This window comes from Streptomyces silvisoli (genome assembly GCF_029269905.1).
GTDB classification, from domain to species: Bacteria; Actinomycetota; Actinomycetes; order Streptomycetales; family Streptomycetaceae; genus Streptantibioticus_A; species Streptantibioticus_A silvisoli_A.
Genome location: NZ_JARJBC010000011.1, coordinates 71,480 through 88,308, shown reverse-complemented (window position 1 = coordinate 88,308; position 16,829 = coordinate 71,480). Strand labels below are relative to the sequence as shown.

General features: G+C 70.0%; 14 protein-coding genes and 1 tRNA gene. 9 read left to right on the top strand and 6 right to left on the bottom strand.

Annotation, left to right across the window (positions count from 1 at the left end):
* The first annotated feature begins 54 nt into the window (after positions 1–54).
* Entirely contained in the window at positions 55–984 is a 930-nt protein-coding gene (locus P3G67_RS18945) for an NADP-dependent oxidoreductase (RefSeq protein WP_276094494.1), read from the top strand.
* A 241-nt stretch (positions 985–1,225) separates the two neighbouring features.
* Here P3G67_RS18945 and P3G67_RS18940 read toward each other — a convergent pair whose 3' ends face one another.
* The 3 genes from P3G67_RS18940 to P3G67_RS18930 all read right to left on the bottom strand — a co-directional run bounded on the left by P3G67_RS18940 (position 1,226) and on the right by P3G67_RS18930 (position 3,350).
* On the bottom strand, positions 1,226–1,981 hold the full coding sequence (locus P3G67_RS18940; protein ID WP_276094493.1) for a transposase family protein: 756 nt from the start codon (positions 1,979–1,981) through the stop codon (positions 1,226–1,228).
* Between the two features lie 53 nt (positions 1,982–2,034).
* Positions 2,035–2,202, bottom strand: a complete 168-nt coding sequence (locus tag P3G67_RS18935) for a hypothetical protein (RefSeq protein WP_276094492.1) — start codon at positions 2,200–2,202, stop codon at positions 2,035–2,037.
* Positions 2,203–3,277: 1,075 nt separating this feature from the next.
* Positions 3,278–3,350: transfer RNA gene (locus P3G67_RS18930), tRNA-Arg, on the bottom strand.
* A 363-nt stretch (positions 3,351–3,713) separates the two neighbouring features.
* On the opposite strand from P3G67_RS18930, the gene P3G67_RS18925 reads away from it, so the two are divergent.
* The 7 genes from P3G67_RS18925 (at position 3,714) to P3G67_RS18895 (ending at position 12,649) form a co-directional block, all read left to right on the top strand.
* The gene (locus P3G67_RS18925) at positions 3,714–5,354 is read left to right on the top strand and encodes a dynamin family protein (protein WP_276094491.1); all 1,641 of its coding nucleotides are present in this window, start codon (positions 3,714–3,716) and stop codon (positions 5,352–5,354) included.
* Between the two features lie 5 nt (positions 5,355–5,359).
* Positions 5,360–6,967: a GTPase gene (locus tag P3G67_RS18920; protein WP_276094537.1), complete on the top strand. Its 1,608-nt coding sequence runs from the start codon at positions 5,360–5,362 to the stop codon at positions 6,965–6,967.
* A gap of 219 nt (positions 6,968–7,186) precedes the next feature.
* Complete coding sequence (ssb, locus tag P3G67_RS18915) at positions 7,187–7,747, top strand: single-stranded DNA-binding protein (protein ID WP_391858292.1); 561 nt, start codon at positions 7,187–7,189, stop codon at positions 7,745–7,747.
* Between the two features lie 320 nt (positions 7,748–8,067).
* Positions 8,068–9,477 (top strand): Cys-Gln thioester bond-forming surface protein, encoded by a 1,410-nt coding sequence (locus tag P3G67_RS18910; RefSeq protein WP_276094490.1) that lies wholly within the window; start codon positions 8,068–8,070, stop codon positions 9,475–9,477.
* 364 nt (positions 9,478–9,841) lie between these two features.
* Positions 9,842–11,506, top strand: a complete 1,665-nt coding sequence (ettA, locus tag P3G67_RS18905) for an energy-dependent translational throttle protein EttA (protein ID WP_276094489.1) — start codon at positions 9,842–9,844, stop codon at positions 11,504–11,506.
* Between the two features lie 16 nt (positions 11,507–11,522).
* Positions 11,523–11,957, top strand: a complete 435-nt coding sequence (locus P3G67_RS18900; protein ID WP_276094488.1) for an acyl-CoA thioesterase — start codon at positions 11,523–11,525, stop codon at positions 11,955–11,957.
* On the top strand, positions 11,954–12,649 hold the full coding sequence (locus tag P3G67_RS18895) for a hypothetical protein (protein WP_276094487.1): 696 nt from the start codon (positions 11,954–11,956) through the stop codon (positions 12,647–12,649). The genes P3G67_RS18900 and P3G67_RS18895 overlap by 4 nt, the downstream gene beginning before the upstream one ends.
* A gap of 135 nt (positions 12,650–12,784) precedes the next feature.
* Here the strand turns inward: P3G67_RS18895 and P3G67_RS18890 are convergent, their stop codons facing one another.
* Positions 12,785–13,189 carry a globin gene (locus tag P3G67_RS18890; RefSeq protein WP_276094486.1) on the bottom strand — a complete coding sequence of 135 codons (405 nt, stop codon included), beginning with the start codon at positions 13,187–13,189 and terminating at the stop codon, positions 12,785–12,787.
* 106 nt (positions 13,190–13,295) lie between these two features.
* Between P3G67_RS18890 and P3G67_RS18885 the strand changes: the two genes are divergently transcribed.
* The gene (locus P3G67_RS18885) at positions 13,296–14,435 is read left to right on the top strand and encodes a methyltransferase domain-containing protein (RefSeq protein ID WP_276094485.1); all 1,140 of its coding nucleotides are present in this window, start codon (positions 13,296–13,298) and stop codon (positions 14,433–14,435) included.
* Between the two features lie 26 nt (positions 14,436–14,461).
* Here P3G67_RS18885 and P3G67_RS18880 read toward each other — a convergent pair whose 3' ends face one another.
* On the bottom strand, positions 14,462–15,412 hold the full coding sequence (locus P3G67_RS18880; protein ID WP_449343254.1) for an FHA domain-containing protein: 951 nt from the start codon (positions 15,410–15,412) through the stop codon (positions 14,462–14,464).
* A 23-nt stretch (positions 15,413–15,435) separates the two neighbouring features.
* On the bottom strand, positions 15,436–16,761 hold the full coding sequence (locus tag P3G67_RS18875) for a vWA domain-containing protein (RefSeq protein ID WP_276094484.1): 1,326 nt from the start codon (positions 16,759–16,761) through the stop codon (positions 15,436–15,438).
* Between the last annotated feature and the right edge of the window lie 68 nt (positions 16,762–16,829).

The window sequence follows — 16,829 nt, the reverse complement described above, 5'->3', positions numbered from 1 at the left end:
TTCCTATCGGAAACCTAGCCTGGGTTCTCTCCCCCCTTCAAAGCCAGGAGAGTCATGCGAGTCATCACCCAGCAGACGCTCGGCGGTCCCGAGGTGCTCACCATCGTGGACGCGCCCGAGCCCCGGCCCCGCCCGACCGAGGTTCTCGTCCGCGTCAAGGCGATCGGGCTGAACCCGCTGGAGGCGCGCCTGCGCGCCGGCGAGTTCCCGCTGATCGGCCGGCCGCCGTTCACCCTCGGCTGGGACATCAGCGGCGTGGTCGAAGAGGCGCCGGGGACGTGGCGGTTCAGGCCCGGCGACGAGGTGTTCGGGATGCCGCTGTTCCCGCGGGCGGCGAGCGCGTACGCCGAGGTCGTGTCGGCGCCGGCTTTGCACCTGGCACGCAAGCCGGCGTCGCTCTCGCACGTCGAGGCGTCGGCGCTGCCGATCGTCGGGCTGACGGCGTGGCAGGGCCTCGTCGACCTCGGCGGCGTGACCGAGGGCGACCGCGTCCTGGTCCACGGCGGTGGTGGCGGGGTCGGCCACGTCGCGATCCAGATCGCGAAATCGCTCGGCGCGCACGTGATCGCGACCGCCAGCGGGAGCAAGCGGAATTTCGTCGAGGGGTTCGGCGCCGACGAGGTGATCGACTACACGGCGGCCGACTTCACCGAGGCAGTCCGCGACATCGACGTCGTGCTCGACACCATCGGCGGCGACACCGTCGAGCGGTCGCTCGAAGTGCTCCGCCCAGGCGGTCACCTGGTGACGGCGGTCGCCGAGGAGGATGCGGAGCTCACCGCCAAGTACGAGGCGGCCGGCATGCGCTTCAGCGGCATCGCGGTCGACCCCGATCCAGTCGCACTGCGAGGTCTCGTCGAACTTGTCGAACAGGGCAGGCTCCGGGTCCACGTGCAGGAGACGTTCCCGTTCGAGCGCGTCGCCGACGCGCACCGGCTGCTCGACGCCGGTCACCTCCAGGGCAAGCTCGTCCTCACCGTCTGATCCCGTCGTGGGACCTCGCGTGAGCGAGGCCCCAATGAGACCCGTGCGTAATGAAAACTGCACGTCAGACGGCCTGGTGTGGGTAGGCATCAGGAAGCTCGGGCAGGTCCGGAGCGGTAGTCCACCGACTAGATCATTCGTCAGCGGGCCACCTCCCGGTTCGTAAGCACCAGCAGGGCCCGCACCAGCGTGGTCGCCCACCTCGGATCCGTGCGGACCTCGCCGAGAACTCTCCAGTTCTTCAGATAGGCGAATTCTTCAGATAGGCGAAGCCGTGCTCAACCGGGGCCCGCACCGCGGCCAGTGCCTTGTTGGACAGCTTCTGGCCGCGGGTCAGGGGTCGGTTCCGGGCCGCCTTGTAGCCGGTGATCACCGCTGGGTCGGCGTCAGGAGGACCGTCGTCGAGGCCGATGAACCCCAGGTCGGCGATGGCGCCGAGCCCGGCGGCCCGCAGGTGGGCGGTGAGCTTGTCGTGTCGGCAGGCGGTGACCTCGGATGTGCGTCCGGGCCGAACCGCGGAGATCCGTACCAGTCGACCGCGGTCGTCGGTGAGCGCGATCACGAGCAGGCCATGGCATTTGTGTTTGCCCGAGTAGTTCGGCCGGTTGTCCGCTCCGGTGCGACGGCGGGTGTGTATGAGGGAGCCGTCCAGCAGGATCATGCCGCCGCCCTTTCGGGCGATCTTCCTCAACGCGCGGTCCAGGCGCGGGGCTCGGGTGGCCAGCAGGCCGACGACTTCGCGCACCCACCGGCTCACGGTGGTGCGGTGCACTCCGTTCCCGTCGGCCAGATCGCCGGGCCGATGGTCACAGCGCAGCACCGCCAGCACGATGCCGGCGATCTTCCCCGCGGGCAGCGCCCGCCACCGCGAGCGGATCTTCTTCAGGCGACCGCGCATCAGGTCGGCGATATAGTTCAAGGTCGCGCTCGACAGCGGCAAGCGGGCGGTGTAAACAAGGCCGTCAGGGCCCTCGGCGAGACCGTTGTTTTCCTTCACACCAAACTCAACTGTCGTCGGGGGACCGTCAGTTACGGGCACAGCCCGCGCGACTACGGACGTGTCGTGAACCGCCCGTCGCCCCGCTTGTGCAGCCAGCCGCGGTCGGCGAGCTTGGTCATCTTCGCCCGCAAAGGTTCCAGCTTGCCGCGCACCGAGGCGTCCAGACCCGGCCGCTCGCCGACCGCCCTGACCCGCACCGGGCCCTCGGCCTCCCGCACGATCGCCTGGATCTTGCGGTAGTCGCCGGGCAGCGCGCCCTCGTCATCCGCGTCGCTGCGGTGGAAGTTCCTTCGGCGTCGCCTCGCAGCGGTTCAGCTGCGGCGCGCGGCGCCAGTGACCAAGCGAGAAGGCTGCCTTTGGCAAGAGGTCCTCACCTTCAGTTGACTGGTCGGGGGGTATCAGCTCCGTGGGGGGATGATGTCTCTCTCGCCGGGGCCAGATCTTTACGCAGGCATCAACCGGGATGACCTTACAAGCCCAGCCAGTTCCTCACCTTCAGGCTGGGCCACCCAGATGGTCAGATCGCCCGCTGCTGCTCACTGTTGGCGCGCCTACGGCAGGCGAACTTTGGAAGGGCGTCGCCACGCCCTGGAGTGGCTGACCGACGAGAAGCTCCCGGCTGGCCATCACCGTCGGTCACGTCACCCGGTGTACCAGCGTGACCGATGACCTCACCGATGGGTTCTGGGTCATCCGTATGTGTCGCCTGCGCCTTGATTTCCAGTAGGGGGGTGGCTCTTGCGAGAGCCTGTGGTACGTGGGTACTGAACACGTCGCCAGCGAATCCGAGGACGTTGCGGCCGATGCTTCCGGAAGGCGTCCGCTGGCCTTCAGATTTGAGATCTGCGTGATCGAGGCTCAGAAAGATAGGGCAGAAGCGGAGGCGTTGGCTCTGCAGCAGGCCGCTGCGATGCGCGATGTGCTGACCTGGGTCGCCGAGCATTCGGGGCGGGCGGCTGTGCCAGAGCCGAGCGCCGGGAACGAGGCCAGTCCGGCATCCGGAGAAGCTGACTCACACGGGTCGGACCCCCATCCGCGGGACGACGAACCCGTATGAGCAGGGTTGACCGCAGAGCGTGACGAGGCGCTAGCTCCAGTTACCCCCTATGACTCGAACCTGCGGCGGTGGCAGAAGGGCGGATCCACCGTTGCTGCGCGCGCTCACCTGCGGTAATGCACCCCAAGGCGGATTGATCTTCAAATCGCACCATGCGGTTCATCGCACCTGTCGGTAAGGGCACCGGTAGGGCAGATGGCCGCCCTGACCTGCGAAAACACGGTCAGTGATCGGAGTGCCCCCGGCAGGACTCGAACCTGCGGCCAAGCGCTTAGAAGGCGCCTGCTCTATCCACTGAGCTACGGGGGCCGGGCTGCGGCCGCGGCTGTGTCCGTCCCCGGTGTGCCTGCGGTTCCGACCGTGCGGGCCGTGGTACTGGCGGGCTCGGTGGTTCCGTGACCTTGCCGGGGACAAGGATAGAGGGCTGCGGACCTCATGCCGGTTGCTTCACGTCCACGACACGTTGTGTAGGTTCAGTGAAGCGATCTGATAATCGCAGGCTAGTCCGAATTTCGCAGCGTTTTTGACGTCTCCCGTGGCGGGTGTTGTGCACTCGTTATGCCGGCGCCCCAGGAGCCACCGGTGTGTCAGGGCTCGGCTGGGCGGGTCGAAGGGGGCGGACAGGGGCAAGACACGCTTCAAAAAGAGGACAAAATTGGGCATTCTTCACGTGTGGCGATCCTCGACGTACGGCCTGGACTGATCGAAGCGCTGTCGGTGATGCGCGACCACGTCGACGCCGCGCGATTTCCGTTGCCGCTGCCGGGCGCGCCGCGGGCTCGGCGGGACCGGCAGGAGCTGCTGGCGCAGCTGGACGACTACCTGATGCCGCGGTTGCGCGCGCCGCAGGCGCCGCTGCTCGCGGTGATCGGGGGATCGACCGGGGCCGGAAAGTCAACGCTGGTCAATTCGCTGGTGGGGCGGCGGGTGAGCGAGGCGGGGGTGCTGCGGCCTACCACCCGCACACCGGTACTCGTATGCCATCCGCGGGACCGCGAATGGTTCGCCGAACCGCGGATTCTGCCGGGATTCACGCGGGAGTGCGTCGCGGGCCTGCCCCGGCAGGACTGTTGGGAGCCGGATCCCCGGCGCCGTGAGGCGCTACGCGAGGGGCGGCGCGCCGCCGGGCAGCCGTGCCTGCGGCTGGAGACCGCCGACGCACTGCCGCCGGGGCTGGCGCTCCTCGACGCGCCCGACGTCGACTCCCTCGTCACCGGCAACCGCGAACTCGCCGGCCAACTCATCTGCGCGGCCGACATCTGGGTCCTCGTCACCACCGCCGCCCGTTACGCGGACGCGCTGCCCTGGCACCTGCTGCGCTCCGCCAAGGAGTACGACGTGGCACTGGTCACCGTGCTCGACCGGGTGCCGCACCAGATCGCGGACGAGGTCTCACGGCACTACGCGGCGCTGCTGACGAAGGCCGGGCTCGGCGACGTGCCCCGGTTCACGGTCCCCGAACTCCCCGAATCGGCCGACGGCGGCGGGCTGTTGCCGCGCACGGCCGTGCACGAGTTGCGGGAGTGGCTGCGGTACTGCGCGGAGGACTCCCTCGCCCGTGACGCGGCGGCCCGCCGTACCGCCAGGGGAGTGCTGAACTCGCTGCGCCGCCGGATGCCCGCGCTGGCCGGGGCGTCGGCGGCGCAGCACGCGGCCGTCGTACGGCTCACCGGCCATGTGGCCGCGGCGTACCGTGGCGCCGCCGAACGGGTCACCGAGTCCGTGGCGCGCGGCGACGTGCTGTGCGGTGCGGCGCTCGCCCGCTGGCGCGGGTACCCGGCCTGCGGCCCCGAGGAGTTGCGGTACGCGTTGGCCGACGGGTGTGCCGCGTTGCTGCGTACCGCGGTTGACCAGGCCGACGAGGCCGCGGCGCGACGGTGGCGGCTGGACCCGGCCGAGGTGGTCTACCCCGTGTCGTGTGACGACGGGGAGGACGGCTTGGCGGAACGTATCTCCGGGGCGGTGGAGCGGTGGTGCACCGCGCTCACCGATCTCGCGTACGAGGAGGCGCGGTTCGCCCGGGACGGCGAGCGGGCGCCGTTCGACCCCGAGGACATCGCCGCGCTGCTCGGTGTGGCGTTGCTGGGCGGACGGCGTGGCCGCAGTGCCGGAGAGCGGCTTGCCGAACGGCTGGGCGCACTGGCCGCGTTGCGGCTGCGCGACCGCGCGGCGGACGAACTCGACGCCATGGTGGACGGGTTGCTGCGGTCAGAACGCGAAAGGCGGCTCGCTCCGCTCGACGACCTGGAGGTGTCGGCGCGCCAGCAGTCCGCCCTGATCGCCACGTTCTCGGTACTGCGGAAGGTGAGTTGAGCACTGTGCGAGCGGCCGTGGGGAACTCCGGCGACCTGTTGCAGCAGCGGGTCGACGCGCTGGGTGAGCTGCTGGGACTGTCCCGCAGCCGGGTCGAGGCGGAGGCGCTGGCCGACGCGGGGGTGCTGCTCGACCGGGTGGCCGAGCGGCGCAGGCTCTCCCTCAGCCATACCGTCGTAGCCCTCGCCGGAGCCACCGGAAGCGGCAAGTCCTCACTGTTCAACGCCCTGACCGGGCTGGAACTGGCCGAGGTCGGGGTGCGTCGGCCGACCACAGCTTCACCCCTTGCCTATGTTTGGGACGCACACGGCGCAGAACCGCTGCTCGACCGTCTGGGCATCCCGCACGAAACCCGCTTCGCGCGCCGCAGCCTGCTGGATGGAGTGCACACCCGGCTGGGGATGGACGGCGCGGGCAGCGACGCCATGGAGGGCCTGGTACTTCTCGACCTCCCTGATCACGACTCGGCCGCGTTCGGCCACCGGCACCAGGTGGACCGGCTGTTGGAGCTGGTGGACGTGGTGGTGTGGGTGCTGGACCCGGAGAAGTACGCGGACGCCGTGCTGCACGAGCGCTATCTGCGGCCGATGGCCGGACACGCCGACGTCACCCTTGTGGTGCTTAACCAGGTGGACCGGCTCCCGGCGTACGCCGCCGAGCAGGTGCTGGACGACCTGCGCAGGCTGCTGGACGAGGACGGCATCGCGGTGGGCGAGCACGGCGAGGCGGGCGCGGTCGTGCTGGCCGCCTCGGCGCTCACCGGGGAGGGCATCGCGGAGGTACGGGCCGCGATCGGGCAGCTCGTCGCCGAACGCGGCGCCGCCAACCGGCGGTTGGCGGCGGACGTCGACCGTGCGGCGGCGCGGCTGCGGCCGGTGTACGTCGGTGACCGTGCCGTGGGGTTGACGGACGCGGCGTGGGAGGCGTTCGCCGACCGACTGGCGGACGCGGTCGGCGCGTCGGCGCTTGGGCAGGCGGCCGAACAGGAGTGGCACACGGCCGCGGCAAGGATCTGCGGAGTGCCGTGGTCGCGGCTGTTGGCACGGCACCGCGGCCCGGTTGCCGACACCGCCGGCCCGCTGGACGAGCCGCTGCTGGCGGCACGCCCGGTGGTGGCGGAGGCGGTACGGGAGGTGGCCGACGCGGCGGCGGACGGGCTGCCGGAGCCATGGGCGCTGGCGGTGTGCGAGGCCGCGCAACGGGGGGCCCGGGACCTGCCCGAAGCGCTGGACGAGGCGGTGGCTCGGGCGGAGGAAGCGGAATTGGAGCGTCCGTGGTGGTGGTCCATGGCCGCCTTGGCGCAGCGGACGCTACTGGTGCTGGCGGTGGCCGGGACGCTGGGGCTCGTGGCGTGCGCGGTATGGGCGGCCGGGATTCCGCCGTGGATTCCGTTGCTGGCGCTGGCGGTTGGCGCGTTGGGCGGGCCGGTACTGGCTTGGCTGTGCCGGGTCGGTGGACGGGGAGCCGCACGGCGCTTCGGGCGGTGCACGGAAGCGCGGTTGCGGGCCGCGGCGGCCGAGTGCGGCCAGGCGCTGGTGCTGGAGGCGATGTCCGCCGAACTGCTGCGGTACCGCGAGGTCCGGGAGCGGTACGGGGTGGTGGCGGGGCGCTGACCGGATTTCCGCCTGGCGGGAGAGGGGGCTTGCCGTTTGGCGGAACGGGGTGCTTGACGCTCGGCGGGGGGCGGTGAACGACCCGTTCGGGTGGGCGAGTTATCCACAATCAGCCGGTACTCCACAGATTTCGGCTCGCTCGCCGCAGGCCCCTTCCGCCGGGTGCACGCTGTTCCCAACCACTCGGAAGAGGAAGCGGACAACGGGGAGGACTCGGCCATGAGCATGGGCGAGACGCTGGTGACGGTGGTCGGAAACGTGGCCACCCGGCCGGAGTTGAAGATGACGGCGACGGGCGCGGCGGTGACGCGGTTCCGGCTGGCGGCGACGGAGCGGCGCTATGACCGCGCGGGGGAGCGGTGGACCGACGGGCACACCAACTTCTACACGGTCTGGGCCTGGCGGTCGTTGGGCGAGAACGTGGCGGCGTCGGTGGGGGTCGGCGAACCCCTGGTCGTCCAAGGGCGGCTACGGGTGCGGGAGCGGGAGGACAGGGGGCAGAGCTATGTGTCGGCGGACATCGACGCGGTGACGGTCGGCCACGACCTCTCCAGGGGAACGTCGGCGTTCCGACGCGTGGTCAAGTCCCGCCAGTCGTCAGCGGAACGAGGAGCGGATCCGGCCACGGAACCCGAGGCGGCGGAAGCGAAGCGATCGGAGCCCCAGCAGTCAGGAGCTGAACAGGCCCATCTCGAAAGGGCCGAGACATCCAAGGGCGGGGCGCAACCGAGGGAAGCGTCGCAAACCGACGCCGCGCAGCTGGAGTTGGCGCCGTTCTGATCGTCCAGATCGTCATCGTAGATCCGCTTCCGCGCCGTTCGTCAGCAGATAAAGCATTGAAGGTGGTCACGTGGAATTTGTGAGCTATTCTCCGTAATTCGCGGTAAATAGCTGAGGTGAAGTTATCCGGCGGATTTATCGATAATTCCAGGATCATGCGTGATTCGCATAACGATTCAGATTCGGATCGGTTATCGGCTGGGATTAGCGGTGGTGCTGGTGCGGTTGCTTCCTAGGATCCGTCGGGTAGCCACGGGGGATCGGATCTGGCTGGCGAGACGGCCCCGTCAACACCTCTGTCTCGCCCGGAGGGGAAATCCATGTTCACTGTAGGGAGGCGGCGTACCGCCCGCCTTGCCGCCGCCGTGCTGGCATCCGGCCTGGTAGCCGCTGGTTCGATCATCGGCGCCGGGTCGGCGGTCGCCGACGGTTCCGCCCCGGCTGCCGGCGGTGCCACCGCCACGCTCGGCAATCTGAAGACCTACGACTCGGCCACCATTCACGAGAACGGCCACGACCAGCGGGTCGGTGCCGGTCTGTTCGAGATGTCGGTCGACGGTGGCGGCTCGCTCCAGACGTACTGCATCGACATCCACAACCCCACGCAGGACAGCGCCAAATACCAGGAAGTCGCCTGGAGCGCCTCCTCGCTCGGTGAGAACCCGGACGCGGGCAAGATCAAGTGGATCCTGCAGAACTCCTACCCGCAGGTGAACGACCTCAACGCGCTGGCGAAGGAGGCGGGCGTCCAGTCGCTTTCGCCGCAGCTCGCCGCCGCCGGTACCCAGGTCGCCATCTGGCGGTACTCGGACCACATGAACACCGATTCCTCGTCGGTCACCGCGAACAACCCCGACGCCGAGAAGCTGGCCGACTACCTCTACAAGAACGCCCAGAGCAGCCCGGAGCCGCAGGCGTCGCTGTCCCTCACGCCGCCCGCCGTCTCCGGTAAGTCCGGCAGCCGCATCGGCCCGGTCACCGTGCACACCGACGCCAAGACCGCGCAGGTGAGCCTGAACCCGCAGGGCGCGCCCAGCGGCGTGAAGGTGGTCGACAAGAACGGCAAGCCGGTCACCACCGCGACCGACGGTTCCCAGCTGTACTTCAACGTTCCGGCCGGTACGTCGGACGGCAGCGCCTCGCTCACGGTGCAGGCGACCACCCAGGTCCCGGTCGGCCGGGTGTTCACCGGTGTGGGCCAGTACAAGGTGAGCCAGGTGCAGATCCTGGCCGGTTCCAGCGACAGCACGGTCAGCGCGCAGGCCGGCGCCACGTGGGCCAAGCAGGGTGCGATCCCGGCGCTGTCCGCCATGGTCGACTGCGCCAAGGGCGGCGTGGACGTCACCGCCAGCAACAAGGGCGACGAGGCCTTCACCTTCCAGCTCGCGGGCAAGCAGTACACCGTGGCCGCGGGCAAGGAGCAGACCATCACCGTGCCGGTGAAGGAAGGCCAGAGCTACAAGATCACCATCACCGGCCCGAAGGGCTTCTCGAAGACCTTCAGCGGAATCCTCAACTGCAAGACCGCAGGTGGCGGCAGTGGCACCCCGTCCCCGGCTCCGAGCTCGTCCTCGACCGGCGGTGCCAGCACCGGAGGCGGCAACCTCGCCGAGACCGGTAGCAGCAACGCCACCCCGTACATCGCGGGTGCGGCCGTCGCCCTCGTGGTGATCGGCGGCGGCACGGTCTTCTTCCTCCGCAAGCGGAAGTCGACCCCGGCCGGTCAGTGATCACTGACCGGTAATCCGGACCGACAGGCGAAGGCCCCGGCACACCCCAGGTGTGCCGGGGCCTTCGTCGCCCGCCCCGCAATCCGCGACCCCGCCGCTCAACCACCCGGATCGGGTTCCGTAGCAGGCCAGCGGCCCTGGGGTGCCAGTGCCCGCCCTGGCGAGCTTCTCGGCGTCGGGCCGCCTGTGGGCCGTCCGAGGGGCGCCGACGACAACCCAGGGCCGCCGATGATGCCCATGCCCCGCAGCGCCACTCCTGGGGGCCTGCGTGACAGGCCCTGGGAAACGGGTTTTCGCCCCGCCCCGCCGGTACGGCAAGATGGGGTGTATCTGCCCACTCCCAGATCTGCCGGACGGTTTTAAGTTGGCTGAGTACATCTACACCATGCGCAAGGCGCGTAAGGCGCACGGCGACAAGGTGATCCTCGACGATGTGACCCTGAGCTTCCTGCCCGGAGCGAAGATCGGCGTCGTGGGCCCGAACGGAGCCGGTAAGTCGACAGTGCTCAAGATCATGGCCGGTCTTGAGCAGCCCTCCAACGGTGATGCCTTCCTCTCGCCCGGTTACTCGGTCGGCATGCTGCTCCAGGAGCCGCCGCTGGACGAGACCAAGACCGTGCTGGAGAACGTCCAGGACGGCGTGGCCGAGACCAAGGCCAAGCTCGACCGGTTCAACGAGATCGCCGAGCAGATGGCCACCGACTACTCCGACGAGTTGCTGGAGGAGATGGGCAAGCTCCAGGAGCAGCTCGACCACTCGAACGCCTGGGACCTCGACGCCCAGCTCGAACAGGCCATGGACGCCCTGGGCTGCCCGCCGGGCGACTGGGCGGTCACCAACCTCTCCGGTGGTGAGAAGCGCCGGGTAGCGCTCTGCAAGCTGCTGCTCGAAGCGCCCGACCTGCTGCTGCTCGACGAGCCCACCAACCACCTGGACGCCGAGTCCGTGCAGTGGCTGGAGCAGCACCTGGCCAAGTACGCCGGTACCGTCGTCGCCGTCACCCACGACCGGTACTTCCTGGACAACGTCGCCGAGTGGATCCTTGAGCTCGACCGCGGCCGCGCCCACCCGTACGAGGGCAACTACTCCACGTACCTGGAGAAGAAGGCGTCCCGCCTCAAGGTCGAGGGCCAGAAGGACGCCAAGCGGCAGAAGCGCCTCAAGGAGGAGCTGGACTGGGTGCGCTCCAACGCCAAGGGGCGGCAGGCCAAGTCCAAGGCGCGACTGGCCCGTTACGAGGAGATGGCCGCCGAGGCCGACAAGATGCGGAAGCTGGACTTCGAGGAGATCCAGATCCCGCCGGGCCCGCGGCTGGGCAACGTCGTGGTCGAGGTGAACAGCCTCTCCAAGGCGTTCGGCGAGAAGGTGCTCATCGACGACCTGTCGTTCACGCTGCCGCGCAACGGCATCGTCGGCGTCATCGGTCCGAACGGCGCGGGCAAGACCACGCTGTTCAAGATGATCCAGGGCCTGGAGAACCCGGACTCCGGCGAGATCAAGGTCGGCGAGACGGTCAAGATCTCGTACGTCGACCAGACCCGCGCCAACATCGACCCGAAGAAGACGCTGTGGGCCGTCGTCTCCGACGAGCTGGACTACATCAACGTCGGCCAGGTCGAGATGCCGTCCCGCGCCTATGTGTCGGCGTTCGGTTTCAAGGGCCCGGACCAGCAGAAGCCCGCGGGCGTGCTGTCCGGCGGTGAGCGCAACCGGCTGAACCTGGCGCTCACCCTCAAGCAGGGCGGCAACCTGCTGCTGCTTGACGAGCCGACCAACGACCTGGACGTCGAGACGCTCTCCTCGCTGGAGAACGCGCTGCTGGACTTCCCCGGCTGCGCCGTGGTCGTCTCCCACGACCGCTGGTTCCTGGACCGGATCGCCACCCACATCCTCGCCTACGAGGGCAACTCCAAGTGGTTCTGGTTCGAGGGCAACTTCGAGTCGTACGAGAAGAACAAGATCGAGCGGCTTGGCGCGGAGGCGGCGCGTCCGCACCGTGCCACCTACAAGAAGCTCACCCGGGGCTGAGGGGCGGAGAAGGGAGATGGCCCGTCACATCTACCGTTGCCCGCTGCGCTGGTCGGACATGGACGCCTTCGGCCATGTCAACAACGCGGTCTTCATCCGCTACTTGGAGGAGGCGCGGATCGATCTCACGTTCCGCGTGGCGCCCGGCGAGGGGAGTGACTCCTTCGCCGGGGGGTCCGTGGTGGCCCGGCATGAGATCGACTACCTGCGTCCGCTGGTCCACCGGTACGAGCCGGTGACCGTGGAGACCTGGGTGACGAAGATCAGCGCGGCCTCGGTGCACTACTCGTATGAGGTCAAGGACGAGAACCACGTGTACGTACGGGCGACGACGGTCGTCGTCCCGTACAACCTCGCCGAGGGGCGGCCGCGCCGCGTCACGGCCGAGGAGCGTGCGTTTCTTGAGGCCTTCCGTGAGGGCGAGCGGACGGAGGAGGCCGTCGCGGTATGACGGCGCTGCCCAACCATGTGCGACTGGCCGACACCGGGGAGGCGGCGGACCTCGCCGCCTTCCTGGTCCGGCTGGTGCGCTGGGACAAGTCCGCGGTGGTGCGGCTCCAGGCGGCGGGCCTGGCGCTCGCGGTCTTCGGCCAGCCGCCGTTCGGCGGTGTACTGGCGGTGCGGACCGGGGCGCTTGCCGAGCCGTGTGACTTCGACGTGACGGTTTCGGCGGGCCAACTGCTGGACGGAATCGACGAGTCGGCCGCCGTGGCGGCCGTGCCGCCGGGAGTGACCGGTCCGTCCTGGGCCGGTGTGCTGCCGCCGCGCGGTGGTTGGCGACGGGTCGCCGAACTCGACGCGGAGCAGTTGCGGCAGGCCGCGGCCCGGGTCATCGCCGAATTCCGGGCGCGCACCGAGGCGTTGGAGTCCGACAAGCGGACTCGCGGCGAGCTCGATGCGCTCGCCGCGGAGATCTGGGCCCGGCCCCTCGGGGATACGGCGTTGCCGCTGCGGGCGGTGCACGCCGCGCATGCGCTGGGCTTTCTGCGGCCGGTACGGGTCTCCGCCGGCGTCGCGGGAGGTGCGCCCGCCGAGGGCCCGGCGCTTTTCGCCTCCGGCCCTTGGCTGCGGCTCGGTACGGCCTACGGCTCGGCCGTGGTCCGGCGCGCCTCCGGCCTGGGGCTGACGGTCAGCCCGGTTTAGCGGAATTTGCGGCTCCGGCGCAGGGGCCGCCGACGCGGTCCCCGGCCACCCGCGACCTGCACCGCGCCGCGCTGCTGGGCACCGCGCGTGGGGACATCTGCCCCCAGTCAAAAAGAAGCGATCCAGACTCCGGCGTCAGCCGGGGGTGTTGATCATGGATGCCGCGGCGTAGACCAGGTAGTCCCACAGCTGGCGCTCATACTCGTCGGCGAGCCCCAGCTCGTCCACGGCCGTCCGCATGTGGGCGAGCCAGGCGTCATGCGCGGCGCGATTGACCTGGAACGGGACGTGCCGCATCCGCAGCCGGGGGTGGCCGCGGTTCTCGCTGTAGGTGCGGGGGCCGCCCCAGTACTGCATGAGGAACAGCGCGAGGCGCTCCTCCGCCGGGCCGAGGTCCTCCTCGGGGTACATCGGGCGCAGGATCGGGTCCTCCGCCACCCCCTGGTAGAAGCGGTGCACCAAGCGGCGGAAGGTCGGCTCACCGCCGACGGCCTCGAAGAACGTCTGTTGCTGTACCGTTCCGCGCGGGATCTCGGTCACTGAAACCTTCCTTGCCATCGCTTTCCGAATCGCGGCGTCCCTCCATGGTCGCAGATGGCGCGGCGGACGACTTGGGTCGTAGGTCCACCGGTACCACAGTGGAAGCGTGGACTCGGACCGTTGGGCGCGTACCGCCGGCCTGCTGCGGGCGCGGCTGGTACGGCGGATCATGGACGCCGGTACGCTGCGTGACCCGGCATGGCGCGCCGCGTTCGAGCGGGTGCCGCGGCACGTCTTCGTGCCGTACTACTACCGCCCGTACCCCGGCGGGCGGGGCTGGGACCGGCTGGCCGCGGACGATCCCGATCCGCGCCGCAGGGCACGCTGGCTCGCCGGGGCGTACGAGGACATACCGCTGGTCACCAGGGTCCGCGAGGGCGCACTGGTCTCCTCCAGCAGCCAACCGTCGCTGATGGCCGCGATGCTGGAGGCACTGGAGATGCGGGAGGGGCAGACGGTACTGGAGATCGGTACCGGGACCGGCTACAACGCGGCGCTGCTCGCACACCGTCTCGGCGGCTCCGCCGTCACCACCGTCGACCTCGACGAGGAGATCACCGCCGCCGCCCGCGACCACCTGGCCGCCGTCGGATTCGCGCCGGGGCCTGACGGACGCGGCAGGGTCACGGTGCTCACCGGGGACGGCGCGCTGGGCTGCCACGAGCGGGCACCTTTCGACCGGATCATGGCAACCTGCGAACTGGCCTCGGTGCCCGAGGCCTGGCTGCGGCAGTGCCGACCGGGCGGCATGGTGCTGGCACCGATCGCGGACGGGCTGGCCGCGCTGCGGGTCACCGACGCCACGCACGCCGAGGGGCGCTTCCTGAGCACTCCCGCGTACTTCGTCGCGCTGCGCGGCCCCGGCGCCCCGCCGCACCCGGCGCCCGCGCCGGTGCGGGGGGACGAGCGGGCGCGTGCCACCCATGTGCCGCCCGCGGTGCTGGACGACGACGCGTTCCGGTTCGTACTGGCGCTGGCGGCGGGGGAGTTGGAGATCAGCTGGGCCTTCGGCGGTCGCGGCGCGGCGATCACCGCACCGGACGGCTCCACGGTTCGCGCCCAGCGGGACGGCACCGTGCTGGTCGCCGGACCGCGCGATCTGTGGGCGGTGGTCGAGGACAGCTACCGCCTCTGGCGGCGGGAGCGGTTCGCCCGGCGGGAGCGGTTCGGGGTGACGGTTTCCGGCTCGCGCCAGTGGGCGTGGCTTGACGCCCCCGACGGGCCGAACGTCTGGCCGCTGAGGTAGGGGGCGGGGGTGCGGCCCCTCAGGTGTCACCCCCTGCGCAGCGTGATCGTCGTCCAGGCTCCCACGTGCACCCGGTCGCCGTCCGTCAGGTCAACCGGCTGGTACGGGGTGATCGGGTCGGCGCCGCCGTTCAGCGTGGTGCCGTTGGTGGAGTTCTGGTCGACAACCGACCAGCCGCCGTCCGGTTTGCGGACCAGTACGGCGTGCTTGTGGGAGACGCCGGGGTCCTCCGGGGGACGGGACAGGTCGATGTCCGGCGCCTCGCCGGTGCTGTGCCTGCGGCGGCCTATGGTGACCTGGGAGCTGGTCAGCGGAACGTACTGCTCCGGCGAGTAGGTGGGGAAGTACAGTCCCGTGCCGTCGGCCTCGCTGCGCGCCATCATCGCCGTGAAGTACTCGCGGTCAGCGGCCACGATCGCCGTCCAGGTGGCGGTCGTCGGATCCGCCGGCACGCCCTGTTGCCCCGGCAGCGCGGACTGCTCCTGCCGCACCGGCGGTTCGGGCGCCGCGGCGGCGGAACCACTGCCACCGCTCGGCGGCGACAGCAGGAAGTCGCCGTCGTCAGTGCCCTGTTCGACCTCGCCGGAGATCGTGGCGTGCGGCGACAGCGGTTCCGCTGGCCGGTTCATCTGCGAGGGGCGCGAGCTGGTCCGCTCGTACGGCGGCGGGTAGTTGGGCTGGACGTACGACGGCGGGGGTGGCGGCGGGAACGAGGAGGCGGTGTGGCTGAGGAAGTTGTAACGGCACTCCTCGCAGAACGCCGCCTGCCCCTCGCGCAGCGTGCCGCAGCTCGGGCAGTGCTCGGCGGCCATCGTCGCGTCCGGGTCGGCCGGGGCGGCGCCGGCGGGGACGGGCGTGGGCACACCGGGACCGGCCGCAGGCGCGGACATGCGCAGCCCGCACACCTCGCACCAGTCGTCGCTCGGCGACTGGTGCCCGTTAGGACAGGTCGGCATGTGGTCGAGTCCCCCTCCCATCGCACCCAAGTGTGCCCAGGTGCCTACTTCTTCACTCGAACGGTCTTTGTGGAACGCGTCTCCAACGTCATCTCGTCGGCGTCCGCGACCTTCTGCTTCAGCCGCACAGTACCCGTCGCCACGTCGACCACGTCCACCACCTTGGCCAGCAGCTTCGCGGTGTCCTCATTGCCGGATTCCGCGGCGAGTTGCACCGCACGCCCGAGTTTGGAGGTGGCCGTGTCGAGATCGCCCGCCTTGCGTGCTTCCAGGCCCTGTTGGATCACCTGGGCCAGTTCGGCCTGGCCGGTGTAGTGCGCCACCTGCGCGTTGATCTTGGTGGAGGCGGCCATGTCGTCGGTCCACACCGCGCGCACCAGGCCCTGGCTCAGCACCTCCGGGGCGCCGCCGTCCGCGGACGGCAGGACCAGGGACACTCGCGCCGCCAGCATCTCCTGGCCGACCCCGGCGGCCGGCACCTCCACGCAGACGTGGTAGTCGCGCGACTCGTCCCCCCAGGAACCGGTCGGATAGTCCCCGGCCCGCGGCCCCGCCTCGACCCGGCGGTCGGTCAACTCCTCCACCGTGGGCGCTACCTGCTTCACGTACTTGATCCGGGTGCCCTGCGGAGTCCACAGGCGCAGGCTGACGTCCGCGACCTCCTTGCCCATCGCGGTCTCCATCATCTGACGGAAGTCCGCTTCGAGACCGGACGGATCGGCCACGATGTCGGCGGTGCCGAGCAGCGCCGAGGCGATCCCGGTGACCTCCTTGACCTCCCAGTCGGTGCCGACACCACGGCAGTCACAGGTGAAGCGCCCGGCGCAGCCGTCCAGTGCGGCCCGCAACTCCTCCGGCGTCTCGTGCTCGTTGCGGCCGTCGGTCAGCAGGATGCCGTGGCGTATCGCCACATCGGCCGAGGACAGCAACCGGTCGGCGAGCCGTAGCCAGGTGCCGATCGCGGTGCCGCCGCTGGGCTTGAGCTTGCGCAGCGCCTGCTTGGCCTGCTCGCGGGTGGCCGGATCGGCGATCGCCGTGCGCCCGTTGCCGGGGTAGACCTCCTCGGCCTTGTGGGTGCCCGCGACCACCGCGAACGCCACACCGTCGCGGATCGTGTCGATCGCGGCGGCCGTGGCCTCCCGGGCGTTGCGCATCTTGGTCGGCGGGTAGTCCATCGACCCCGAGCAGTCCACCATGATCACCACGGCGGCGCTGGAAGCACCGGCTCCCGGGCGGCCGCCGGTGGTGCCGCCGCCGGTGGACGTCACCGTCACGATCGCGTTGACCTCACCGGCGCCTTCCGGCAGGTATTCGTTCTGGTAGACCTCGGCGGTGAACTGCGGGACATGCGACTTCGAAAAGTTGGCCATCGACGGGCTCCTTGACCCTTTTTGTCAGCAAGTGGCGCCTCGGAGTGCGGCGTTGTGCGGAAGTGGGG